Source organism: Streptosporangium sp. NPDC050148 (assembly GCF_055586505.1).
Genome location: NZ_JBVJIA010000014.1, coordinates 82,650 through 106,569, shown reverse-complemented (window position 1 = coordinate 106,569; position 23,920 = coordinate 82,650). Strand labels below are relative to the sequence as shown.

At 72.6% G+C, this 23,920-nt stretch carries 18 protein-coding genes; 4 read left to right on the top strand and 14 right to left on the bottom strand.

Annotation, left to right across the window (positions count from 1 at the left end; genetic code table 11):
• Window positions 1-257: 257 nt before the first annotated feature.
• From ACZ6RT_RS17930 to ACZ6RT_RS17875, 12 genes are all read right to left on the bottom strand, one after another.
• The gene (locus ACZ6RT_RS17930) at window positions 258-701 is read right to left on the bottom strand and encodes an acyl-CoA thioesterase (RefSeq protein ID WP_470154751.1); all 444 of its coding nucleotides are present in this window, start codon (window positions 699-701) and stop codon (window positions 258-260) included.
• Between the two features lie 194 nt (window positions 702-895).
• Window positions 896-2,560 (bottom strand): energy-dependent translational throttle protein EttA, encoded by a 1,665-nt coding sequence (gene ettA / locus ACZ6RT_RS17925; RefSeq protein ID WP_399194691.1) that lies wholly within the window; start codon window positions 2,558-2,560, stop codon window positions 896-898.
• A gap of 25 nt (window positions 2,561-2,585) precedes the next feature.
• Window positions 2,586-3,815, bottom strand: coding sequence for a GGDEF domain-containing protein (locus tag ACZ6RT_RS17920; protein ID WP_399194693.1), 1,230 nt, complete (start codon window positions 3,813-3,815; stop codon window positions 2,586-2,588).
• Window positions 3,816-4,474: 659 nt separating this feature from the next.
• Window positions 4,475-5,464 (bottom strand): single-stranded DNA-binding protein, encoded by a 990-nt coding sequence (locus tag ACZ6RT_RS17915; RefSeq protein ID WP_470154749.1) that lies wholly within the window; start codon window positions 5,462-5,464, stop codon window positions 4,475-4,477.
• A 216-nt stretch (window positions 5,465-5,680) separates the two neighbouring features.
• Window positions 5,681-7,321, bottom strand: a complete 1,641-nt coding sequence (locus ACZ6RT_RS17910; RefSeq protein ID WP_470154748.1) for a GTP-binding protein — start codon at window positions 7,319-7,321, stop codon at window positions 5,681-5,683.
• Window positions 7,318-10,314, bottom strand: a complete 2,997-nt coding sequence (locus ACZ6RT_RS17905) for a GTPase (RefSeq protein WP_470154746.1) — start codon at window positions 10,312-10,314, stop codon at window positions 7,318-7,320. Before ACZ6RT_RS17905 ends, ACZ6RT_RS17910 begins: the two co-directional genes overlap by 4 nt.
• Window positions 10,315-11,225: 911 nt before the next feature.
• Window positions 11,226-12,458 (bottom strand): uroporphyrinogen-III C-methyltransferase, encoded by a 1,233-nt coding sequence (cobA, locus tag ACZ6RT_RS17900; RefSeq protein ID WP_344895543.1) that lies wholly within the window; start codon window positions 12,456-12,458, stop codon window positions 11,226-11,228.
• Between the two features lie 156 nt (window positions 12,459-12,614).
• Window positions 12,615-13,697, bottom strand: coding sequence for a nicotinate-nucleotide--dimethylbenzimidazole phosphoribosyltransferase (gene cobT / locus ACZ6RT_RS17895; protein ID WP_399194702.1), 1,083 nt, complete (start codon window positions 13,695-13,697; stop codon window positions 12,615-12,617).
• Window positions 13,698-13,786: 89 nt separating this feature from the next.
• On the bottom strand, window positions 13,787-14,614 hold the full coding sequence (locus tag ACZ6RT_RS17890; RefSeq protein ID WP_344895537.1) for a sirohydrochlorin chelatase: 828 nt from the start codon (window positions 14,612-14,614) through the stop codon (window positions 13,787-13,789).
• Window positions 14,615-14,989: 375 nt separating this feature from the next.
• Window positions 14,990-15,700 (bottom strand): LutC/YkgG family protein, encoded by a 711-nt coding sequence (locus ACZ6RT_RS17885; protein WP_470154836.1) that lies wholly within the window; start codon window positions 15,698-15,700, stop codon window positions 14,990-14,992.
• Window positions 15,701-15,813: 113 nt separating this feature from the next.
• Window positions 15,814-17,199: a lactate utilization protein B gene (locus ACZ6RT_RS17880; protein WP_470154835.1), complete on the bottom strand. Its 1,386-nt coding sequence runs from the start codon at window positions 17,197-17,199 to the stop codon at window positions 15,814-15,816.
• Between the two features lie 62 nt (window positions 17,200-17,261).
• The gene (locus tag ACZ6RT_RS17875; protein WP_470154743.1) at window positions 17,262-18,158 is read right to left on the bottom strand and encodes a (Fe-S)-binding protein; all 897 of its coding nucleotides are present in this window, start codon (window positions 18,156-18,158) and stop codon (window positions 17,262-17,264) included.
• A 58-nt stretch (window positions 18,159-18,216) separates the two neighbouring features.
• On the opposite strand from ACZ6RT_RS17875, the gene ACZ6RT_RS17870 reads away from it, so the two are divergent.
• Window positions 18,217-18,954 (top strand): FadR/GntR family transcriptional regulator, encoded by a 738-nt coding sequence (locus tag ACZ6RT_RS17870; RefSeq protein ID WP_399194707.1) that lies wholly within the window; start codon window positions 18,217-18,219, stop codon window positions 18,952-18,954.
• On the opposite strand, the gene ACZ6RT_RS17865 is transcribed toward ACZ6RT_RS17870, so the two are convergent.
• The gene (locus ACZ6RT_RS17865; protein WP_470154741.1) at window positions 18,913-20,433 is read right to left on the bottom strand and encodes a sulfatase family protein; all 1,521 of its coding nucleotides are present in this window, start codon (window positions 20,431-20,433) and stop codon (window positions 18,913-18,915) included. The genes ACZ6RT_RS17870 and ACZ6RT_RS17865 overlap by 42 nt on opposite strands.
• Window positions 20,434-20,543: 110 nt before the next feature.
• Between ACZ6RT_RS17865 and ACZ6RT_RS17860 the strand changes: the two genes are divergently transcribed.
• The 3 genes from ACZ6RT_RS17860 to ACZ6RT_RS17850 all read left to right on the top strand — a co-directional run bounded on the left by ACZ6RT_RS17860 (window position 20,544) and on the right by ACZ6RT_RS17850 (window position 23,459).
• Window positions 20,544-21,563 carry an LLM class F420-dependent oxidoreductase gene (locus ACZ6RT_RS17860; RefSeq protein WP_470154739.1) on the top strand — a complete coding sequence of 340 codons (1,020 nt, stop codon included), beginning with the start codon at window positions 20,544-20,546 and terminating at the stop codon, window positions 21,561-21,563.
• 198 nt (window positions 21,564-21,761) lie between these two features.
• Window positions 21,762-22,412: a response regulator transcription factor gene (locus ACZ6RT_RS17855; RefSeq protein WP_344895518.1), complete on the top strand. Its 651-nt coding sequence runs from the start codon at window positions 21,762-21,764 to the stop codon at window positions 22,410-22,412.
• Window positions 22,413-22,550: 138 nt separating this feature from the next.
• On the top strand, window positions 22,551-23,459 hold the full coding sequence (locus tag ACZ6RT_RS17850; protein WP_470154737.1) for a DUF4328 domain-containing protein: 909 nt from the start codon (window positions 22,551-22,553) through the stop codon (window positions 23,457-23,459).
• Between the two features lie 28 nt (window positions 23,460-23,487).
• Here ACZ6RT_RS17850 and ACZ6RT_RS17845 read toward each other — a convergent pair whose 3' ends face one another.
• The gene (locus ACZ6RT_RS17845; RefSeq protein ID WP_344895512.1) at window positions 23,488-23,766 is read right to left on the bottom strand and encodes a DUF6504 family protein; all 279 of its coding nucleotides are present in this window, start codon (window positions 23,764-23,766) and stop codon (window positions 23,488-23,490) included.
• Window positions 23,767-23,920 lie beyond the last annotated feature (154 nt).

The following is a 23,920-nucleotide window of genomic DNA, read 5'->3' as shown; positions in this document are numbered from 1 at the left end:
GGGGACACTTGTGGTGCCAGAAAGTTAGTTCTGGCCTCCCCCCCCCCCCCCCCCCCCCCCCCCCCCCCCCCCCCCCCGGCCCCCCCCCCACCGGCCGGGCATTCCGCCTTGGCGTGCGCCGGGACTCCCGCGGTACGGGGTTCCGGACGCGGTACGGGGTTCCGGGCTACGGGGTTCCGGGCGCGGTACGGGTTCCGGCGTGCGGCGGCCTCGGGAGTCCCCGTCGGGTGCCCCGCGGCGGCGTCACCGGGCCGCCCTCAGCCGTCGGCGGTGAACCTGCGCAGATAGGCCAGCTCGTCCTGGTTCAGCCGCCGGGGAGAGGCCTGCTCCACGTCATAGGCGACGAGCACCGACCCGGCCCTGACGAAGACCTCCTCGTCGTCACGGATCTCGTACGCGAGGGTGAACCGCACCGGCCTGATCTCCGTCACCCAGGACTCCACCCGGACGGGGTCGAGGCGGAAGGTGAGCGGACGCCGGTAGTCGATCTCGTGGCGGGCGACCACGAGTCCCCGGAACGGGGCGATGCCCTCGTGGTGGGGGTCGACGTGGAACATCGCCAGCCGCGCGTCCTCCAGGTAGTCGAGGAACCGCACGTTGTTGACGTGTCCCAGCGAGTCGATGTCGGCGAACCTGACGGCCCTGGAGAACACGTGCCGGTGATCCCGGCCGACCCCGTCCGCGACGCTCTGTTCAAACACACCCGAAACCGTAGCGACCCTTCGGCGGCCGCCGCACGCCGGGGCGCATCCCGGGTCGCGTCCCGGAATGACCGGGGGCCGACCGCCTCGATCGGCGGCCGGCCCCTGATCCCGTCCGTACGGCCCGTTCCCGCACCGGCCCGGACGGCCCTTCACTCGCGCCCGTCCGGGCGCCGGGAACGGTGGAGCGGCCCTCAGTCCCGGGTGAGCTTGCGGTAGGTGACGCGGTGCGGCCGGGCCGCGTCGGCCCCGAGGCGCTCGACCTTGTTCTTCTCGTAGTCGGCGTAGTTGCCCTCGAACCAGAACCAGTTCGAGCCCTCCTCCCACGCCAGGATGTGGGTGGCGATGCGGTCCAGGAACCACCGGTCGTGCGAGGTGATCACGGCACAGCCGGGGAACTCCAGCAGCGCGTTCTCCAGGCTGGAGAGCGTCTCGGTGTCGAGGTCGTTGGTGGGCTCGTCGAGCAGCAGCACGTTGCCGCCCTGCTTCAGGGTCAGGGCGAGGTTGAGCCGGTTGCGCTCGCCACCGGAGAGGATGCCCGCCTTCTTCTGCTGGTCCGGCCCCTTGAAGCCGAAGGCCGCGATGTAGGCGCGGGACGGCATCTCGACCTGGCCCACCTTGATGTAGTCCAGCCCGTCGGAGACGACCTCCCAGACGTTCTTGGACGGGTCGATCCCGCCCCGGCTCTGGTCGGCGTAGGAGATCTTGACGGTGTCGCCGATCACGATCTCACCGCTGTCGGGCGTCTCACTGCCGGTGATCATCCGGAACAGGGTGGTCTTGCCGACACCGTTCGGGCCGATGATGCCGACGATGCCGTTGCGCGGCAGGTCGAAGGAGAGGCTCTCCATCAGCACCCGCTCCTCGAAGCCCTTGGTGAGCTTCTCGGCCCGGATGACCGTGGTGCCCAGCCGCGGGCCCGGCGGGATCTGGATCTCCTCGAAGTCGAGCTTGCGGTGCTTGTCGGCCTCGGCGGCCATCTCCTCGTAGCGCTGGAGACGTGCCCGGCTCTTGGTCTGGCGGGCCCTGGCGTTGGAGCGGACCCACTCCAGCTCCTCCTCCAGGCGCTTCTTGCGCTTGGCGTCCTTCTGGCCCTCGAGCTTGAGCCGCGCCGCCTTGGCCTCCAGGTAGGTGGAGTAGTTGCCCTCGTAGGGGTGGCAGCGGCCCCGGTCGAGCTCCAGGATCCAGTTGGCCACGTTGTCCAGGAAGTAACGGTCGTGGGTGACCGCCAGGACGGTGCCCGGATACTTCTCCAGGTGTGACTCGAGCCACTGGACGCTCTCGGCGTCGAGGTGGTTGGTGGGCTCGTCGAGCAGCAGCAGGTCGGGCTGCTCCAGGAGGAGCTTGCACAGGGCGACCCGGCGGCGCTCACCACCGGAGAGCTGGGTGACCTCGGCCTCCGGCGGGGGGCAGCGCAGGGCGTCCATCGCCTGCTCCAGCTGGCTGTCGAGATCCCAGCCGTTGCGGTGGTCGAGGGCGTCCTGCAGCTTGCCCATCTCGTCGAGCAGTTCGTCGCTGTAGTCGGTGGCCATCAGCTCGGCGATCTCGTTGAAGCGGTCGAGCATCGCCTTGGTCTCGGCGACGCCCTCTTCGACGTTGCCGAGGACGGTCTTGGATTCGTTGAGGGGGGGCTCCTGCTGAAGCATGCCGACGGTGAAGCCGGGCATGAGCCGGGCGTCGCCGTTGGACGGCTGCTCCAGGCCCGCCATCATCTTCAGCAGCGTCGACTTTCCGGTGCCGTTGGGGCCCAGGACACCGATCTTGGCGCCCGGCAGGAACGACAGCGTCACATCATCGAGGACGACCTTGTCGCCATGCGCCTTGCGCACGCGCTGCAGTGTGTAGATGTACTCCGGCATGCCTTTAGTTTAGGGCCTGGAAAGTTCAGCTAGGGGCGGCCTCGGATCCGGGCCTGCGGGCCGGGGGCACGACCGTGGCGGGCAGGCAGATCTGGTCGCGGCCGAGCTCCTTGGCGCGGTAGAGGGCTAGGTCGGCCGCGGCGAGCAGTTCGATCAGGTCGTCCCCGTGCACGCTCATGATCGCCACACCGACCGAGATGGTCACGGTGATCATGTTGTCGTCGGCCGGGACGGCCATCCTGCCCACCCGGGAGCGGAGCCGCTCGGCCACCCTGCGCGCCTCGGTCACGTCGGCCCTGGGCAGCAGGACGACGAACTCCTCGCCGCCGAACCGGCCCACCACGTCGTAGTCGCGCAGCTGGCTGCGGATGGTGTCGGCCACGCCGACCAGGACCTGGTCGCCGATCAGGTGGCCGTAGGTGTCGTTGACCCGTTTGAAGTGGTCGATGTCGACGATCAGCAGGGCGAGCGTCTCCCCGGTGCGCCGGGCCCTGACGATCTCGGTGTCGGCCTCGCGGTGCCAGGCCGCAGCGTTCAGCAGGCCGGTCTTGAGGTCGGTGCGGGCCGCCGCCTGGAGCTGGGCGTGCAGCAGGCTGCGCTGGAGCAGCACCACCGGTGGCAGGGCCAGGACCAGCAGCGCCAGGTTGATCCCGCAGGTGATGGAGACCAGGACGCCCAGGCAGAGCTCCACGACGTCCAGGAGCAGGTTCTCCCGGTTCCACAGGACCTCCCGCCAGTGGCTCTCGGGGTCGGCGGTGTGGGCGGCGACGGCGATCAGGGCGGTGTTGATCACCGTGAACAGGACCGCGCAGCCGACGGCCACCAGGATCGGTCTTCCGTCGCCCCTGACCAGCGCGTTGAGGTCACCGGCGGTGGCGTGGAAGAGCAGGGAGGCCGCGCATCCGGCGAGCCCGATCGCCGCCGAGCTGACGACCCGCCGGTAGACCACGGTCGCGCGCACCCGTTTCTGCAGCAGGAACTGCAGCGGTATGGGCGCCAGGAGGGCGTAGAGCGGCGGCAGGAGCAGCGCGGCGGGCAGCCACCAGGCGGAGAGCAGGTCCCGGTAGACGCCCGCGGGCATGCCGAGCCTGCGGGTCGCCTCGATGCACACGGCCCCGCACGCCATCAGCGCGGTGAAGGTCAGCAGATCGGACCAGCGGAAGACACCGGACGTCGCGAAGTACACGATCACGACGGCGTCCAGCGTCACCAATCCGCACAGATAGGCGACCAGCGGGCGACGCTGCCCGAGCAAGGGCCATCGATCGACCAAGGCCGTCACGCCGTCGCGCGCTTTCACCGAGGTGTGACCGGGAGCCGCCATGTCGTCCCCCTCTCCGACTAACGATGTGTAACACAATAGTTGCGGAGTGTGCGTCGCGCGACGGCAACCGCTACGTTGACGAAGTGGGTCAACCCGCCGGTTGATCCATGACTTGGAAACCGCTCGCCCGCGAGCGGGCCGTGTGGGAAAGGAGCAAGCCATGCTGCGGGGCGTGACCTGGACCTAACGGATGTCTCGGCATCTGACACGGGCAAGACCATCGGCCGGTTCATCTCGGCGTCGCCGCCTGCCGCGGCGGGCGCCGACCGCGTCCGGCCGATGCCCCCTCGCTCAGCCCGTCCCAGGCCCTCTCTTTCACCCCGGAGCCCTCTTTCCCCCCGGCTTCCCCTTGCCTCCTGTATTCCCCTTCCGCCCCGGAGCTCCCCTGCGCCTCGGCCCTTTTTCTTTTCCACCTTCTCCCCCGTCCCAGGTCAACGATCTGGCGCCGGCGTCCGCCGACCGGACGACAGGCCCAGGACCGGGCCCGCGACCTGGCCGCGACCGGACCCACGACCGGACCCACGACGGGACGACGGACCGCCTGCCGGACGGGAAGGCCCGCGGCCCGGGCCTTCCCGTGGTGGCACGGCTCAGGCCGCCACGTGCTCCCGTACCGGCCAGGGGACCTCGTCGTCCACGGCGGGGTAGACCTTCTCCTCGTCCGGCACGGTCGCGAGCGCCCCGGCCCCCCGGGCGGGACCGCTTCCCGCCGTGGCGTCCGCTCGCCTCGCCGCCCCCTTCGCCGTCGTCCTGCGCCTGCGGCTCGGGACCTCCCCCTGCGCGGGCTCCGCTGCCGGGACCCCGTTCCCCATCGCGTGCGGGGTGCTCCCGGCGATCTCCGCGAAGATCTCGGCCGTCACGGCCGGCTCGGCGCCCGGGACGGCCTGCGCCCCGATCTCCCACGGCGCCGCACCGGCGGACCCGGTCTCCCCGATCTCCCCGGCCTCCCAGATCCCCCCGGCCGCCACGCCTGCGGACCCGCTCTGCGCGGCCCCGTCCTCCTCGGACGGCGCCTCCCCGGTCGTCTCACCACCGGCTCCGGACCCTCCGGTGATCTCACCGTCGGATCCGGGCTCCCCGCCCGGCCGGGCACCGGAGCCGGGCCTCGCCGCGGCCAGGGCGTCGGAGCCGACGGGAACGCCGCCGCTCATGGCCCAGTCGGACGTCTCGCGGTCGAGCTCGCTCCGCTCCGCGCTGCCCAGGGCAGGGATCGGCCCGCCACGCTGTGGCTTGCTGAAGCTTCCGAGCCCCCAGCGCAGGTCGTGGCCCAGCGAGCCGGCCTCCACCTCGGGCATGAACCGGCGCTCCCCCTCATGCGTGAACTCGCGGATGCGCAGCCTGCCCTGGACGATGACGGGCTGGCCCAGCCGGACCGACTGGGCGACGTTGTCGGCCAGCCCGCGAAAGCAGCGGACCCCGAAGTAGGTGGTCTCCCCGTTGCGCCACTGCTGGTTCTCCCGGTCGAAGTAGCGGCTCGTCGAAGCGATCTTGAGCGAGGTGACCCGGGAACCGTCGGGGAAGGTGTGCTGGCGCGGCGGGGCCGCGACATTACCGGTCAGCGTGACATGGATGTCGTTCATCGTGCCTCCCATGGGAGCCGGCTGACTGCCGGCGGCTGAAAGACACGATGGCTCCTACCGTCCCTCCCGCAGGCCCCCGAACCTGGTTCTGTGGAAAACCCCGGATCCCGGGGCGAGGCTGTGGACGGTCGGCGACGGCCGACACCGCCCCCTCGATCGGCACGACCGAAGGGGACGGCTCGGCACAGGGGTCTCGGCGGGGAGAACCGGACGGGATCAGCCCCGCAGGCTCCGCATGGCCGAATAGAACTCGTTATAGCGGGTCAGCTCCCGCTCCACCGGTTCGATCACCATGCTCTCGGCGACGCCGCCGACCCTGCGGCGCATCTCGCGCTCCAGCGCGTCACGCTCGTTGCCCGCACCGAGCACCACGAAGTTGCGGCTGGCCAACGCGGTCAGCGCCCCGAGCCCGAGAACGGAGAACATCATCAGCCCGACCCAGGGCAGCGAGGTCACGTCGGCGAAGAACTCCAGCGCCTCGGGCGGGGTCCCGAGCTCGAACACACCGTAGGCCAGCGCCACGCCGACCCAGACGAGCCCGGCCAGGAAGAGCACCACCAGCAGGTACTGCCAGACCAGGAGCAGCCGCCACCAGCCGGGAACCCTGTCCAGGCGGGGCGCCACCTCCGACAGCTCCTCCGAGAGCACCTGGGGCAGCTGGGCCACCCGGGAACGGGCCGCGTCCCTGATGGCGTTCCGCCACGCCTCGTGCATACCCGAGGTGAGGCCGTCGGCGAGGGCCTGGACGGCGGTGTCCACCTCGGCGGGCTGCGCGCTGACCGAACCACCGGTCAGGCCGCGGATCTCGTCCCTGAGGTCCCCCAGCCGCAGGCTGTTCAGGGGGTCCGGGCGGAGCCTGGCGATCCAGCGGCCGTAGGGCCAGCCGACCCATTCGGCGGAGCGCGCGGCGTACACGTTCTCCATCGCCTCACCGACGGCGGGGACGCCGACCGCGTCGCAGAGGGCGTCGGTCAGGCCGATCCGGCGGGCGTCGTCGAGTGAGGAGGGCGGGGCGGGGTCCCCGTCGGCGGGCACGGCCTTCGCCAGGCGGAGCGTCAGCCGGTCCAGGTCGGCCTCCAGGCGCTGGACCGCGGCCCTGCGCTCGGAGACGGTCTCGGCGAGGACGGACGTGAGCTCGTCGACGCCGCTGCCCGTGATCGCCGAGGTGGCGACGATCACGGGATGCTCGACCCCCTCCCGGCGGAGCAGGCCGTCCAGGTCCGCGACGCACTCGGCCAGCTCGTCCTCGTCGAGCCGGTCCGACTGGTTGAGGACGAAGATCGTCACAGCCTCGTGCCCGGCCAGGTCGGTCACGTAGCGCCGGTGCGTGGAGGCGTCGGCGTACTTCTGCGGATCGAGCACCCACACGACGAGGTCGGCGACCTGGATCAGCCGGTCGGCCTCGGTGTCGGTCAGCGCGCGGATGGAGTCGTGGTCGGGCAGGTCGAGCAGGATCAGCCCGTTCAGCCGGCCCTCGCCCCGGTCCAGGGCGCTGGCCCGCGCGAACCGGTGCCGCCACTGGATCTGCAGCCAGTCCAGCAGCGGGCCCGCACCGTCCAGCCCCCACACGCAGGCGTGGGTACGGGCCGTGGTCGGGCGGCGGACCCCCGTGGGTGACAGCTCCAGGCCGGAGATCGAGTTGAACAGCGTGGACTTGCCGCTCCCGGTGCCCCCGGCGAGCGCGACCACGGTGTGGTCGGAGGAGAGCTTGAGCCGCTCACCGGCACGGAGCAGCAGCCGCCCCGACTCGGCGAGCAACGCGGGTTCGACCCTGCCCGGGCCCAGCTCCACGATCCGTGCCAGCGCGGCGAGCCGTCCGCCGAGCCCCTGGCGTGCCTGGGTGGTGCCAACACTCATCGGGCGACCTCAAGGTTGTACGTTGCCTGGTAGAGACGCGTGGCCGCGGCCTCGTCGGGTATGCCGGCCCCGTCGAGGGCCTGGACGTAACGGGCCGTCTCGTCGTCGAAGAGCAGGCCGATCCGGGCACGGAGATCGCTCCGGGCCTTCACCCCGATGTTGCGCAGCGACTCGGCGCCGAGCAGCGCGTGCACCAGGCGCTGCGGCAGCGCGCCGGGACCGCTCCGCGCGTCCGAGGAGCCGTACCCGAGCAGCCCTATGGTCAGGATCAGCGACAGGGACTCGACGTCGAACGAGATCACCCTGGCCACCGACCGCTTGGTCACGCCCTCGGTGCGGATCAGCTCGATGATGTGATCCTGCCAGGCCCCGATGGTCCGGCCGGCCCGGCGCAGCAGCTCGTCGGACGCGCGGCCCGAGTCGGGGACCGCCGCCAGGACCTCCTGCGCGCCCGGACGGTTCAGCCAGCGCGAGGCCGCCTCCTCGGCCGCCCGGTGCGCCGCCGAGACGACGACCGACTCCAGCCCCGCCCGCAGCGCGGACTTCAGGGCGCTGAGCCGTTCGGGCGCCTGCTGGCTCGCCTTGCCCGCGAAACGACCGGGCCTGCGCAGGTGAAGGGTGCGCATGAGGTCACCGGAACCGGCGAAGTCCTGCCAGCGGGCGAGCACCTCCCCCTGGAGCAGCGAGCCGTTGCCGGTTTTCTCGTCGATCTCGGCCAAGGCGCGGGCGTAGGCGGTGTCCACGTCCGCGCGCAGGTCCCTGCGCAGGGCGACCTGGACCTCCAGCTGCCTGGCCAGAGCCGGTATCCGGGTACGGAAGCTGTTGAGCACCCCGTTCAGGGTGGCCGTCACGGCCTGCTCGCGGCGGCGCTCGTCGACCGAGAGCTCGTCCAGCCAGCGCCGGAGCTCGGTCACCTCGTCGTCGGGGAGCATGCCGTCGACGACCTTGCTCTCGTGGACGACGAACCGGTCGACCTCGCCGAGGCCGTACTCGGTGAGCATCCTCACGAAGTGCTTGTCGATCACTTCGCGGGACTTGGGAGGCACCCGGGAGAGCACGATGGCCAGCCGGGCACCGCGCTCCTTGGCCAGGCGCAGCAGCCGCCACGCCGGGGCGTCGGCGTACCGCGCGGCTGTGGTGACGAAGATCCACAGGTCGGCCACGTCGAGCATGCGGTGGGCGATCTCGTGGTGCTCCTCGACGACCGAGTCGATGTCGGGGGTGTCCAGCAGGGCCACGCCCGCGGGAAGGTGCTCGGTGGAGACGAGCACCAGACCGCCCGAGGACATTTCGGGGTCGGGTTCGCCGAGCCGCCGCAGGCCGCCGAGCAGCTCGCCCTTGGCGAACCACTCGTGGTCGTCGGGGTGGCAGGCCAGGACGGGCGTACCGGTCGTGGGACGGCGTACGCCGGTCGCGCTGACCTTGGCGTTGGCCAGGGTGTTGAGCAGCGTGGACTTGCCCGCGCCGGTGGAGCCCGCGACCACGATGAGCGCGGGCGCGGTGCTGGTGTGGACGCGGGGGATCACGTAGTCGTCGAGCTGGGCCAGGATCTCGGCCTGGACCTTCCTGGCCTCGTCGGCGCCGGGGAGGTCCAGGCCGAAGGTGAGGTCGGTCACGCCGATGCGGACGGCGGTGAGCGCGCTGCTCAGGGCCTTGGAGACGGCGGCCGGAAGCGGCGTCTCCCGTACGCGCTCCTGCGGCTCCGCGCCCTCTGCGTCCCGGGCCTTCTCGCCGCTGCCTTCCTCCTCGTCGTGGCCGCTCTCGTGACCACCGTCACCGTCGCCGGACGCCTCGGTGTCGGAGAGCTCGCTCCCGGGGTGGTCGGAGGTGCCGGTGTCGGCCGGGGTGCCGGTGTCGGCTGGGGTGTCGGTGATGGTGTCGGTGTCGGCCGGGGTGTCGGTCTCGGTGGAGGCGCCATCGGCACCGTCGTCTTCGGAGGTGGCGGACCCTGCTCCGTCCTCGCCCCCGGCCCCGATGTCGGCCCTGACCTCGTCATCGGTCCCGCCACCGGTCCTGCCGTCGACCCCGTCGACCCCGTCGGCCTCGTCCCGGACTCGTTCCCCGGTCTCGGCGGGCCGTTCCCCGCTCCGGGACTCGGTGCTCTCGGGCTCGCCGTCACGGAGTTCGCCGTCGATGACGCCGGTACCGGTGCCGTCTCGTACGTCGTTCCGGATCTCGAGGATCTCGAGGATCTCGACGATCTCGACGATCTCGTGCTCGTCCGAGGGCGTGACCTTGTCACGCGAGGGCGGGATGTCCGCGGAGTCGTTTTCGACACCCTCGGCGTTCGGCGCCTCGGCGTTGCCCCTCGCGGCGTCTCCGGAACGCTCACCTGCGGGGCGATCGTCCGTGGAACGCTCGTTCCCGGCGTCGTCGGAGCGTTCGTTCTCCGAGCCGTCGTAACGCTCGTCCCCGAAGCCGTCGGACCCGGGCTCACCGGACCCGGACTCGCCGGCCCCGGGCTCATCGAGCCCAGGCTCGCGGGACCCGGAACCGGACTCGTCGGTCTCGGGACCAGTGGTCTCAGAACCAGCAGTCTCGGGAGCAGCGGTCTCGGGAGCAGCGGTCTCGGAACCAGCGGAACGCTCCTGCCGGGACGCCTCCTCGGTGCCTTCGGACAGGCCGGGACTCTCGCCCGGTGTCGCGTTCTGGTCCTGCTCGGGTCTGCCCTGCTCAGGCCCGTTCTGCTCGGGCTCTTCCCGCGGCCTGCCGGCGCGGAGCGGTGGGGCGGCGTCCGCGTGGGGCCGCTCCTGCTGGGCACCGGGGAGGAACGTGGCCGGGCCCCCGCTCCGGGGAGCGCTCGGAGGGACCGGGGCTCCCGGACGGAAGAGCGCTCCCGGCGCCCCGGGAGAGGCCGTGGCGACGTCACCCGGGTCACCGGTGGCGGGACGGGCCTGCGGCGGGAGCGGGGTCGCCGGTGGTACGGGGGCACCAGGCCGGAAGATCGCACCGGGACCGTCGTGGGGGACGGGGGCGGAACCGGGAGGGGGCATGCCGGGCCCACCCTGGGAGCCGGGGACGGGACCCGGGGGTCGCGCGCCGGGACCGGCGGGGTAGGGGGCGTGCGTGCCCGGCGGTACGGGGGCGGCCGACGGCACGGGGGCGCCCGGCCGGAAGACCGCGCCCGGGGCGGCGGGCCCGCCTTCTCGCGGGCCACCCGGGGCGCCCGCCTGCTGGTGCGGCGCACCCGTGCGCCGGGGAGAGCCGGGAGCATCCGCACCGGGCGCTCCCCCCTGCCGGGCCGCCGGGTGAGCGGGGGCCGGGGGCCCGGGACGGGCAGGAGCGGGGGCTCCGGGACGGGCGGGAGCACCCGGGACCGTACCGGGTGCGACGGGGCCACCCCCGCGCGAGCCGTACGGGGGAACGGAGGTGCCGTGACCTGGCGGGTGAGGAGGGGGGCCGGAGGCGGGGGCGCCGTGTGAGGCGTCAGGACGCCCGCCGGGCGGAGCGGATCTGGGGGCCGCGTCCCGGGATGCGGTGAGGGCGTCGATCGTGGCCTGGGCGGCGGCGGCGGCGGCGCGGAAGGCCGCCATGGCCTCGGCGGAGGCGGGCGGGGCCGAGGGATTGTCCGCCCCGCCGGAGGCCCTGGGTGCGGCGGGACCGGCGGGCCGGCCCGGGGCCGGGACGGGGCCCGCAGGCCGGAAGGTCGTGGCGGGACCGCCCTGCGGTCCTTGGTGGACGTCGGGAGAGCCCTGGGCCGGGGCCGGATCGGTCGTTCCCCCGGGTGGCCGGGCGCGGATGGAGGCGGCGTCATCGTCGGGACGGATGGCGCCGAAGGAGACCGTCTGCTCGCCGGGGGATTCGGTGTCGTCCGGCGGGGCGTCGTCGGATGGTTCCTGGGGGGTGCCGGCGAGGCGAGGATCACGGCCGCCCCCTTGTTGGGGAGGCCAGTTGGAAGCCGATATCACGGTACTCGCTCCGCTCGAACCATCTCGACCTCCTGGCCGACCTTCACGACATCGCCGATGATCACGATCGCAGGTGGCCGAATCCCAGCCGCGCTCACGCGCTCCGCCACGGTGGACAACGTGGCGTAAAGAGCTCGCTGGGTGGGAAGAGTACCGTCCTGTACCACCATTACGGGAGTCTCCGGCGAACGTCCGTCGTGGATCAGCGTCTCGGCGATCACTCCGATCCGTTCGACCGCCATCATAAGCACCAGCGTGCCACCGGATCTGGCCAGATTGGGCCAGTCGACGGTTGATCTCTCGTCGCCCGGGGGGACGTGTACGGAGATCACGTGGAATTCCTGGCTCACCCCGCGGTGCGTGACGGGCACGTTGGCGGCGGCGGGCGCCGCCACCGGGCTGGTGATGCCGGGGACCACGGTGACGGGGATGCCCTCGCGGGCGCAGGCCAGCATCTCCTCGCCGCCGCGGCCGAAGACGAACGGGTCCCCGCCCTTGAGCCGGACCACGAACTTGCCCTGCTTGGCGTGCTCGATGAGCAGCTCGTTGATCCTCTCCTGGGCCATGTAACGGCCGTAGGGGATCTTCGCGGCGTCGATCAGCTCGACGTCCGGGGAGAGCTCGTCGAGCAGGGCCTGCGGCGCGAGGCGGTCGGCGACGACCACGTCGGCCTGGGCCAGCAGCTGCCGTCCGCGTACGGTGATCAGGCCCGGGTCGCCGGGCCCGCCACCGACCAGGGCGACCCCCACCGGCTTGGCGCGGTTGCGCCGGGCCCCGACCGTGCCGTCCCTGAGGGCCCCGACGACGGCGTCCCTGATCCCGGCGGCGCGCCGGGGGTCGCCCCCGGCGGTGATCGCCACGCTGATCTCGTCCACCTTGCCGCTGGCCGGGGTCCAGGCGGCCGAGGCGTCCTTGTCGTCGGCGCGTACGCACCAGATCCGCTTGGCCTCGGCCTCCGCGGCCACCGCGGCGTTCACCGCGCGGTCGCTCGTGCACGCCTGGACCAGCCATGCCCCGTCGACGTCGCCGACCTGGTAGCGCCTGGCCTCCCACGTCACGCGGCCGGTCGCGATGAGGTCGTCGAGGGCGTGCGTCACGCTCGTCGAGACGATGGTGACCAGGGCACCCGCGTCGAGCAGCGTCGGGACCCGGCGCTGGGCGACGTGCCCGCCGCCCACGACGAGCACCCGCCGCCCGGAGAGACGCAGGCCGAGCAGGTAGGGCGACATGGCGACAGATCTCCCGTTCGCGAGTGACGGTGAAGCGGGGCGTGCTAGGAGGTAAACCTACCGGCTGGCGGCCCCGCCTTTGCTGCCACGGTGTTAACAGATGTCAAGGGGTGGCCGACCGTCCACCGTCGATCGGCTCTCCGGGGCTTTCGCAGGTCAGGCCGTCTTGTCCGTCACCCCGGCGGAATCGAACGTCGCCACCTCGTGCATGACCCTGGCCGCCGCACAGACGAGCGGGTGGGCGAGCAGGCCGCCGGTGCCCTCGCCGAGCCGCATCCCCAGCTCGATGAGCGGGCGCAGGCCCAGGTGCTCCAGGGCGATGGCGTGGCCCGGCTCGGCCGAGCGGTGCCCGGCCACGCAGTGGTCCACGGCGTCGGGGGCCAGCGCCGCGGCGGCCAGCGCCGCGGCCCCCGCGATGACGCCGTCCAGGATGACGGGCACCCGCAGCGCCGCCCCGCCCAGGACGAATCCGGCGATCGCGGCGTGCTCCAGGCCGCCGACCGCGGCCAGCGTCTCCAGCGCGGGCACCGGCGGGGCCTCGCCCGGCCCGCGCTCCAGGCCGTTCACCCGCAGGGCCTCGCGGACCACCTCGACCTTGCGGGTCAGGGTCTCGTCGTCGACGCCGGTCCCCCTGCCGGTCACGACGGCCGCGTCCCGGCCGGTGAAGGCGCAGATCAGTGCCGCCGAGGCGGTGGTGTTGGCGATGCCCATGTCCCCGGTGACCAGGCAGCGGGCACCCTGGGCGACGAGGTCGCGGGCCACCGCGATCCCGGCCTCCAGCGCGGCGACCGCCTGTTCGCGGGTCATCGCCGGACCGCGGGACAGGTCGGCCGTGCCGTGGGCGACCTTGCTGACGATCAGGCCGGGCGCGGGGTCGAGGTCGGCGGCCACGCCGACGTCGACGACCGTCACCGAGGCGCCCACCTGGGTGGCGAAGGCGTTGGCCACGGCGCCCCCGGCGAGGAAGTTGCCGACCATCTGCAGGGTGACCTCCTGCGGCCACGGGGTCACGCCCCTGGCGTGGACGCCGTGGTCGGCCGCGAAGATCGCCAGAGCCGCGGGGGCCGGGAGCGGCGGCGGGCTGACCCCGGCCGCTCCGGCCAGCCGTACCGCCACGTCCTCCAGGGCGCCGAGCGCGCCCTGCGGCTTGGTCAGGCGGTCCTGGTGGGCTCGGGCGTCGGCGACGGCCGCCGGGTCGGCGGGAAGGATCGCCGCGACGGTCTCCTCAAGAATGGTCATGTGATCCAGTCTCTCGCGGAAACGTCGTTTCAGGAAAAGTCCGGAAAAACCGGAAGCCGGGTAAGGGACGACGTCCGGACGGCCGCGGATCACCAGATGATGCCGCTGACCGCCTCCTCGTAGCGGTCGATCACCACGTCGGCCAGGCCCTCGCAGTCGCCGATGACGTCGGCGCAGCGGACGTCCAGCCCCGGGTGGCCCGCGGCGTAGGCCATGGCCTGCGCCCAGATCCGGTCGAGCAGGCTCCCGGCGAACAGCAGGTACGGCACGACGATCACGCGCTTGGCGCCCAGGCGGCGGCAGCGCTCGATGCCACCGGGGACGCCGGGCGGGGTGAGGGAGACGAAGGCCGTCTCCACGGTCATGTACTCGTGGGCGTGCATCTCCCAGAACAGCCGGGACACCCGGTGCACGTCGGCGTTGGTCTCGGGGCTGGTCGAGCCGTCCCCGACCAGGACCACCGCGGTCTCGCCGATCTCGATGCGCTCGGGCTCGTCGTCGAAAGGCCCGGCGGCCACCGGGACGAGCCGGAGGCTGGCGACCTCGGCGGCGGCGTCGGCCAGGCGCTCGGCGAGCAGCGCCAGCACCCGGGGGTCGGAGCCCAGGGGGCGGCCGTGGTCGCAGGTCAGCATGGGGTGCCTCTCCTGCTCGCGGGCCATCGCGGTGGGGATGTCCGCGCCGAGCCGCACGTCACCGGTCAGGCTCATCGGCTGGACCACCATCCGGTGGTGCCCCCGCGCGACCAGCGAGGCGACCGAGTCGCTCAGGCGCGGTCTGGCCCTGGCGATGTAGCCACCGGAGACGTCGGCCGCCGTCCGGTCCAGACGGCAGCGGAGCCGGTGGACGAACCTGCCGAACTCAGCAGATCCACTGTCATCGTGCGAGCCCTGCCCGATGAGCAGCAGCGGCGGTTTCATGGAAACAGGACTCCAATGACCTTGACCTGGGGTTACGCGAGTGCGAATCGCGACAATATCCGATCGCGGCGTCTCATGGGCAGGTAACGGATCGGTAAATGCATTTTTTAACATCGGTCGCGGCGGCCGGCGGGCCTCGTGGTCATGGGACCCGCCGGATGCCACGTCCTGGCACGGTAACCGGGCGTGCGCGGGACGTCCAGCCGCACCGCGCGGATCGTGCCGGATCCCCCGGGCAGGCCGAGGGACCGCGGACCGTACGGGCCGTGTCCCCAGGCCGGACGGGACCCGTCCTCGCGGGTGCCCCGAGGCCGGACGGGACCCGTCCTCGCGGGCACCGCGGGCCGGGCTCACGAGCCGCTTTACGGACGCGCCTCAGCGGATGACGACGACCTCCAGGGTGCGCGGCCCGTGCACGCCCTCCACCCGGTCCAGCTCGATGTCGCTGGTCGCCGAGGGACCGCTGATCCAGGTCAGCGGCCTGAACGGGTCGAGCCTGCCGACCGCCTCGGGGACACCGGCCGCGATCTGCCCGGCGCGCACCACGCACAGGTGGTAGTCGGGGACGAGCGTCAGCACCCGGCGTCCCTGTCCCGGCCCGGTGTCCAGCACGATCGTGCCGGTCTCCGCGATCGCCACGGCGCACCCGGTGAGGACCCCGTCCACCTCGTCCAGCTCGGCCGCGCTCAGCGGCGGATCGTCGGTGACCGGATCCGCGGGCGCCCACTCCGGCGGCAGGCCGTCCGGGACCACCACGCGGGCCGCACCCCGCCGGGCCAGCGCCGCCGCGATCGTCGCGGCCGCCTCGCCCTCGTCCACCACGTGCACGACGGCCCGGTAGTCCGCCACCCGCTCCGCGAACCGTTCCACGACCTCCGTATCCCCGGCACGCGCCCGATCCACCGGGACAGGAACCGAGCCCGAGGCCGGGACCGGGACCGAGCCCGAAGCCGAGGCCGGAGCCGAGCTTGGAACCGAGGTCGGAACCGAGGCCGGGACGGGAGTCGTGAGCGGCGACCCGCGGTAGGCGCGGGTGATCTCGACCTCCGGGGCTCCGGCGACGGCGGCCCGGATCCTCGCCAGGATCCGCTCCCTGCTCCCGGTGTTTCCGGCGCTTCTCGTGCTTGCGGTGTTTCCCGCGCTTCCCGCGCTTCCTGTGCTTCCCGTGCCGCTCGCTCCGTCGGCGGGTGTTGCGGCGGTCATCGGGTGCCTCCGTCGGTACGGTTCCACCAGTCGCGGAAGGACTCGGCGGGGATGTCGGGGACGTCGCGGGTGTCGGTCCAGGCCGACAGCGGTCCCGGCAGGCGGCCCGGGACGAACCTGCGCAGGCGCCCGCCCAGCCGCTGGACGCCCGCCAGCCGTGCCGGGCGGTCGAACACCCAGCCCGCGGCGCGCATGCCCAGCCGCTCGGCACGCGCGTGGCGGACCTTGCCGCGCAGGTGGACCAGGACCTCGGGGATGTCGATGGCGACCGGGCAGGCGTCGAAGCAGGCGCCGCACAGCGTCGAGGCGTACGGCAGCGACGCGTCCAGCTCCGAGGCGGTGCCGCGCAGCTGCGGGGTGAGGATCGCGCCGATCGGCCCGGGGTAGACCGAGCCGTACGCGTGGCCTCCGGCGCGCTCGTAGACCGGGCAGACGTTCAGGCAGGCCGAGCAGCGGATGCAGCGCAGCGCCTGGCGGCCGACCTCGTCGGCCAGCACGTCGGTGCGGCCGTTGTCGAGCAGCACCAGGTGGAACTCCTGCCCCTCGACCGCGCCCGTCCAGGTGGAGGTGTAGGGGTTCATCCGCTCACCGGTGGAGCTCCTGGGCAGCAGCTGGAGGAAGACCTCCAGGTCCTGCCAGCTCGGCAGCAGTTTCTCGATGCCGACCACGCTGATCAGCGTCTCGGGCAGGGTCAGGCACATCCGCCCGTTGCCCTCGGACTCCAGGACCACCAGCGTGCCGGTCTCGGCGATCATGAAGTTGGCGCCGGAGATCGCGACCTTGGTCGACAGGAAGCGCTCGCGCAGGTGCAGGCGGGCCGCCTCGGCGAGGGCGCGCGGCTCGTCGGTCAGGTCCTCGGGCGCGGCGCGGCCCCAGTCGGCCATCCTGTTCTGGAAGATCTCACGGATCTCCGAGCGGTTGCGGTGGATCGCCGGGACCAGGATGTGCGAGGGCCAGTCGTCGCCGAGCTGGACGATCAGCTCGGCCAGGTCGGTCTCGTACGCGGTGACGCCCTCTTGTTCGAGCGCCTCGTTGAGGCCGATCTCCTGGGTGGCCATGGACTTGACCTTGACCACGCTGGTCTCGCCGGTGGCCTTGACCAGGTCCGCCACGATCCTGTTGGCCTCCGCCGCGTCGGCGGCCCAGTGGACGTGCCCGCCCGCGGCGGTGACGGCCTCCTCCATCCGCAGCAGGTAGCGTTCCAGGTCGCGCAGGGTGTGGTCCTTGATCTCCTTGGCCGCCCGGCGGAGCTCGGCCCAGTCGGGCAGCTCGCCGACCACGGCGGCCCGCTTGCCGCGGATCGTCCGGGTGGCCTTGCGCAGGTTGTACCTGAGCTGCGAGTCCTGCACGGCCACGGCGGCGTTCGCCGGGAAGGCGGGCATGCCCAGGAACGTGCCGCCCGCCGCGGGACCGCGCGCCGTCCCGTTCCGGGGGCCGGGGGCGTTCACCGGGTCACCTCCGTGGCGGCGAGGATCTCGGCGAGGTGCATGATCCTCACTCCGGCGCGCTGGCGCCGCAGGGTCCCGCCGATGTGCATCAGGCAGGAGTTGTCGGCGGCGCAGAGCACCTCGGCGCCGGTGGCCGTGACGTTGTGCACCTTGTCCGCGCACATGGCCGCGGAGATCGCGGGGTTCTTCACCGCGAAGGTGCCGCCGAAGCCGCAGCACTCCTCGGCGCCCGGGAGCGGGACCAGCTCCAGCCCCCTGACCTGGCGGAGCAGCCGCGTGGGCCGATCGCCCACGCGCAGGCCGCGCAGCGAGTGGCAGGTCGGGTGGTAGGTCACCCGGTGCGGGAAGTAGGCGCCCACGTCGGTGACGCCGAGGACGTCGACGAGGAACTCCGACAGGTCGTGCACCTTCGGCGCCGTCTCGGCGACCGCGGCGGCGAACGAGCCCGGCCCGGCGGCGGGGACGAGGCTCCCGGTGACCAGGCCCGGCGGGGGGCCGCCGGCCGTTCCGGACGTGACCGTGGCCGTGCCCTTCGCCGTGCCCGCCGCGACCGTGTCCTTTGAGGTCGTGGCGGGCACGGCGGGCGCGGCGGGCGCGGCGGGCGCGGTCCCGGGGGTACGGGCCAGCCGGGGGTACTGCTCGCGGACCATCGCCGCGCACGACCCCGAGGGCGCCACGATCGCGTCGTACCCGGCGAAGACGTCCAGGAAGTGCGCGGCCAGCCGCCTGCCCTCGTCGGGGTACCCGGTGTTGACGTGCATCTGGCCGCAGCAGGTCTGCGCCTGGGGGAACTCGACGTCGCAGCCGAGGCGGCGCAGCAGCGTGACGACCGCCCGCCCGGTCCCGGGGAACAGCGTGTCGTTCACGCAGGTGATGAAGAGGGCGACGCGCACGGCGCTCCTTCCGTTCTATGGTCTGACCACAGTATGGTCTGACCATATTCCCCACAAGGTGGAGGGCCTGTTGAGCGGCTGGCAGCCGGTCCGGCGTACCCGGGCCTTCGAGGACGTGATCGCCCAGATCGAGCGGCGCATCGCCGGTGACGGCCTCACGGTCGGCGACCGCCTGCCCGGCGAACGACAGCTCGCCGAGCAGCTGCGGGTGAGCCGTTCCTCGGTACGCGAGGCGATGCGCGTCCTGGAGACGCTGGGGGTGGTGTCGTCCCAGGTGGGCAGGGGGCCGGACGCGGGCGCCTTCCTCATCTCCCGGCCGGCCGACGCCCTGAGCGACCTGCTCAGGCTGCACCTCGGCCTGTCCAGCCTCTCGCTGGAGGAGGTCGTCGACGCCCGCCTGATGATCGAACGGTGGTCGGCCTCGCACGCCGCCGTGCGCGGCGCCGACCTGTCGGCCATGACGGCGGCGCTGGAGCGGATGGACGCCGCGACGACGGCCGAGGAGTTCGTCGAACACGACACGGCCTTCCACGTGGCCATCGCCGAGGCGTCGGGGAACAGGCTGACCACCGCCATGATGCTCTCGCTGCGCGACTCGCTCCGCCGGTACGCGATCGAGGCGGTCGAGCGCCTGGGCGACACGGCCGGGCTGATGGCCGACCACCGCCGGATCCACCGGGCGATCGCCGGAGGGGACGCGGCCGAGGCGTCCACCGCGGTGGAGGCGCACCTGCGGCGGGCCTACCCGGGCATCTCACTGCCCCCAGGGAGTGAGCGGCATGGGTCCGGCGGGTAGCACGGGCGGCTCGGCCGCGTCGGCCCTGCGGCAGGTGGCGCCCGAGCAGGAGACCAGCGCGTCGAGCTGCCGGTTGAACTCGGCGATCACCGGCAGCGGGGTCTCGGCGATGATGTTGCGGAGCTGGTGGGGGTCGGCGACGAGGTCGTAGAGCTGGTACTCGCCGGTCGAGTAGCGCACGAAGGTGTGCCGGGCCGTCCGCATCCCCTGGTAGGCCGGGACCGGCGTCTGGCGGGCCGAGTTCGGGTTGATCGGCCGGTTGAACTCCAGCAGCACGTTCCGGCGCCACGAGGACGGCCGCTCCCCCCGCAGCAGCGGGAGCAGGGAGCGCCCCTCGGCGAAGTCCGGGAGGGTGATCCCGGCCAGGTCGGCGAAGGTCGGGGCCAGGTCCACGTTGGCGGCCAGGTCGCCGACCACGCCACCGGGTCGCACCCCCGGGCCGCGGACCAGCAACGGGACCCGGATGGACTCGTCGAAGGGCGTGGTCTTGCCCAGCGCGATCCGGTGCTGGCCCAGGTGGAACCCGTTATCGGAAGCGAAAAAGATGTACGTTTCGTCGAGCTTTCCCGAGACCCTCAGGGACTCCACCAGGGTGCCGACCATGTCGTCCACGCCGAGCATGGCCCGCAGCCGGTTCCGGTACTGCCGGTCGATCCGCCGGACCGTCCCGGCCCCGAACTGCGGGAGCGACCTGAGCCACAGGGGCTCGGCGGAGACGTCCGGCTGGTTGTAGGAGGGCAGGCGTGGGGCCACCTCGGTCGCGAAGGCGGCGGCGTGCCGCGCGGCGTGGTTGGCCGGGTTGTGCGGGGCGACCGGGGCGAGGTAGAGGAAGAACGGGTCGTCGTCCGGCAGGGAGACGAACGAGGCGGCCTTGGCGCTGAGCACGTCGGTCAGGTAGTCCTGCGGGGTGAACCCGTAGGCGCGCGGCGTGCCGTTCTCGTTGAGCGTGTAGCCGTACTCCTCGTACAGCCTGCGCACGGGCACGTCCCACTCGTCCCAGCCGGGAGGCACGTAGGCGGCGGCGGTGGTGCCGCCGGGGTAGTGGTTGAGGTACTTGCCCATCAGGCCGGTCCGGTATCCGGCCGACTTCATCCACGTCCCGATGTTGGAGCGTTCCAACCCCGAAAGATGATATTTGGTGAAACCTCCCTCGGGGGCGGTGTTGGTGAGCACGCCGTGGCTGTGCACGTACTGGGATCGCATGATCGACGCCCGTGACGGGCAGCACCAGGAGTTGGTCACGAAGAACCGGTCGAACCTGGTGCCGCCCTGACCGAGGAGCGCGGAGATGTTGGGAAATCTCCGCAGGTCCCCGGCCTCCAGGTCGTCGACCAGGATCAGCACGATGTTGGGCCGTCCCGCCGCCTGTGCCGCGGCCGGGACCGTTCCCACCGCCGGGGTCGTCCCGGCGGCGGCGAGCGCCAGGGCGAGCACGAGGAGGGAGATCAGGGAGAGGAGTTTACGAGCGGCGCTGAGCACAAATGCACGCTTCCCTGGAGAACGAATTTCGACACCTCACACTCGACCGAGCAATATAGAACGTGTTCTAATTATGGGGCGCGTCCGGCGCATGTCGCGAGGAGGTCCCCGTGAGCACCGACCTGAGACTCGGCCTGAACCTCGGCTACTGGCAGCGGAACGCCGACGACGCCACCGAACTCGTCCAGGCCGCCGAGCGGCTGGGGTACGAGTCCGTATGGACGGCAGAAGCATACGGTAGCGATGCCTTCACCCCTCTGGCCTGGTACGGCGCACGGACGTCCCGCATCAAACTGGGCACCTCCGTGGTGCAGATCTCCGCCAGGACCCCGGCGGCGACGGCGATGACCGCGATGACGCTGGACCACCTCACCGGCGGACGGCTGCTGCTCGGCATCGGCGCGTCGGGCCCCCAGGTGGTCGAGGGCTGGTACGGCGTGCCGTTCCCGAAGCCGCTCGCCCGCACCCGCGAGTACGTCGAGATCATGCGGAAGGTCTGGCGCCGCGAGGAGCCGGTGACCAGCGACGGCGAGCACTACCCGCTCCCCTACCCCGGTGGCGCCGGCCTGGGCAAGCCGCTGAAGCTGATCACCCGTCCGCTGCGCCGCGAGATCCCCCTCTACCTGGGCGCGGAGGGCCCGAGGAACGTCGCGCTCGCCGCCGAGATCGCCGACGGCTGGCTGCCGCTCTTCGTGTTCCCGGAGAAGATCGAGCAGATGTACGGCCCCTCGCTGGCCGGAGCCGGGCCCGACTTCGACATCGCCGCCATGGTCATGACACTGATCACCGACGACGTCCGGGCGGCGCTGGACGGGGTCAAGATGATGCTGACCCTCTACATCGGGGGCATGGGCGCCAAGAGCCGCAACTTCCACGCCGACATCATCGGCAGGATGGGCTACGCCGAGGCCGCCGAGGAGATCCAGGCGCTCTACCTGGCCGGCCGCAGGGACGAGGCGTTCCGCGCGATCCCGGACGAGCTGGCCGACGGCATCTCTCTGGTCGGCCCGGTGGGCCGGATCCGCGAGCGCCTGGAGCCGTGGCGCAAGAGCCCGGTGAGCAACCTCCTGGTGATGGGCCCCCGCGACGAGACCTCCCTGCGGGCGATCCGGGACCTGGTCCTCGGCTAGCGACCCCGCCGTCGCACCCCGCCGACCGGCGCCGCACCCGCCGACCGGCCCGGGTCGACACCGATCCGGGCCGACTCCGATCCAGGCCGACTCCGGACCAGGCGGGCCGGTCCGGGACGGTCCGGGACCGCCGTCCGCGCGGGCGCATCGGCCGGATGTCCGATCCCGCCCCTCGCGCGGGCTGGCAGAATCCATCAGGTGACGATTCGGGTGCTCATCGCTGACGACCAGGAGCTCGTGCGGACAGGGTTCCAGATGATCCTGGACGCCCAGCAGGACATGGAGGTCCTGGCGACGGCCGCCAACGGCGCCGAGGCCGTCGAGCTGGCGCGCAGGCTGCGGCCCGACGTGTGCCTGCTGGACATCCGGATGCCCAAGCTGGACGGCCTGGAGGCCACCCGCATCCTGGCGGGGCCGGGGGTGACGGACCCGATGAAGGTGGTCATCGTCACCACCTTCGACCTGGACGAGTACGTCTACGGCGCGCTGCGGGCCGGCGCGACCGGCTTCCTGCTCAAGGACAGCGGGCCGACGCTGCTCATCGAGGCGATCCGGGCCGCCGCGGCCGGTGACGCGCTGGTCTCGCCGTCGGTCACCGTACGCCTGCTCGCGCACCTGGCCCATCCGCGGTCCGGGGCGAGCCGGCCCCCGGCCGAGCCGCTCACCGAGCGCGAGCTGGACGTGGTCCGGCTGGTGGCCAGGGGGCGGACCAACCAGGAGGTCGCCGCCGAGCTCTTCGTCTCGCTCTCCACCGTCAAGACCCATCTGGGGAGCATCCAGGCGAAGCTGGGCGCGAGGAACCGGGTGGAGACCGCGGCGTGGGCCTGGGAGTCCGGCGTCGTGAGCTGAGCGGAGCCGCGGGAAACAGGCGGGAAACGGGGCCGGAGGGGCAACGCGGGACGGACGGGCCGGACGGGTCCGATTAGCGGAAGAGCCTACGGGATAGGAAAGAGGCAGGTCCTCGGCGCATGGCGGGGGGAGATATACATGCGCTCTATCCCATCTCTACAGAAAAGGGCAACCTCGGCCGTCTACCTCGCGCTCACCGCGCTGGTGCTCGCGGCCACCGCCCTGGTGGTGTTCGAGCGCGCCCGCGGCAGGCGCCTGGTCGTGGAGATCTCCAGGCTCGGTGGCGACCCCCGGTCCCCGGGCGCGGAGGCGGTCTTCGGAGCGGTCACCGTCTTCGCGATTCTGATCATGCTCTTCGCCGGGGCCGCGATCGCGTGCGCGGTGGCGTACCTGAACTGGCTGGTCCGCGCCCGCCGGTACGCCGACCTGCCCGCGATCTTCCCGGTCCTGGCGAGCTGGCTCGTGCCGGTGGTCAACCTGTTCGCTCCCGCGCTGCTGGTCGACCGGCTTTGGTGGGCCTCCCGGCCGCCGCTGGACCGCCGCGAGCGCTGGGTGGCGCTGCTGTCCGCGTGGTGGCTGAGCTGGCTGGTCGCGCTCACCCTGGTGCTGGTACGGCTCTGGCCCGGCGCCTCCCACGGGGGCGGGAGCCTGACCGGCTTCGGGATGCTCGAACTGACCGCGGTCGTGGTCGCCTCCCTGCTCTGCGGGGCGACCGTCCGGCAGATCAGCGCCGTCCAGGCCGCGGGCGCCGGGCACCGTCACCGGGAACCGGCCGGACGCCGCCTCTCCCGGCCTCCGGCGGAGACGTCCGCGCCCCTCGCCACGACCGCATCCGCGTCCCCGGACCCGCAGGACTCCCCTCCCGTCTCCGCGTCCACCGCCCCGTCGGCCTCCCCGCCCGTCCCCCCGACCGGCTCCCGGGAGGCGGACACCCGCGAGGAGGGGCCGCGACGGGCCGGGCGACCGGCCCCGGAGCAGGTGCCGCAGACCGCACAGGAGCCCGTCCGGCGGGAACGCGCCCAGGAGGTCCACCCCGCCGGGCAGTGAACCCCGGCGGGAGATCGGGACAGGGCGATCAGGGCGGGGCGTCGTCCCATGCCCGGACCAGCAGCCAGTCGGCGCCCGCGGTGTCGAAGCGGAGCTCGTAGGTACCGGCCCGGCCGCCCGTGGCGGCCTCGGCCCGCCAGAACCGGCGCTCTCCCGGATCGGTCTCGGAGATCTTCCACCACTCGCGTGCGACCACCCAGTGGTCGAGGACCCGGTGGACGGTGTAGAGACGGTCGCGCCAGACGAACTGGACGGGCCTTCCCTCGCGGGTCCACACCTCGACAGGGTCGCCGTAGAGTCTGCTCACAACGGTCTTCTCCCCGCGGCTTTCGGACGAGCACCCGGGGGAAGGCGGGCCTGGAGTATCGAACATACGTTCTCACGCCGCCGGACGCAAGTCACCGGGCCGCTCACGAGAGGGCCGGTGCCCGCCGGGGCGCGGACTCCGGAGGTCACGCCGT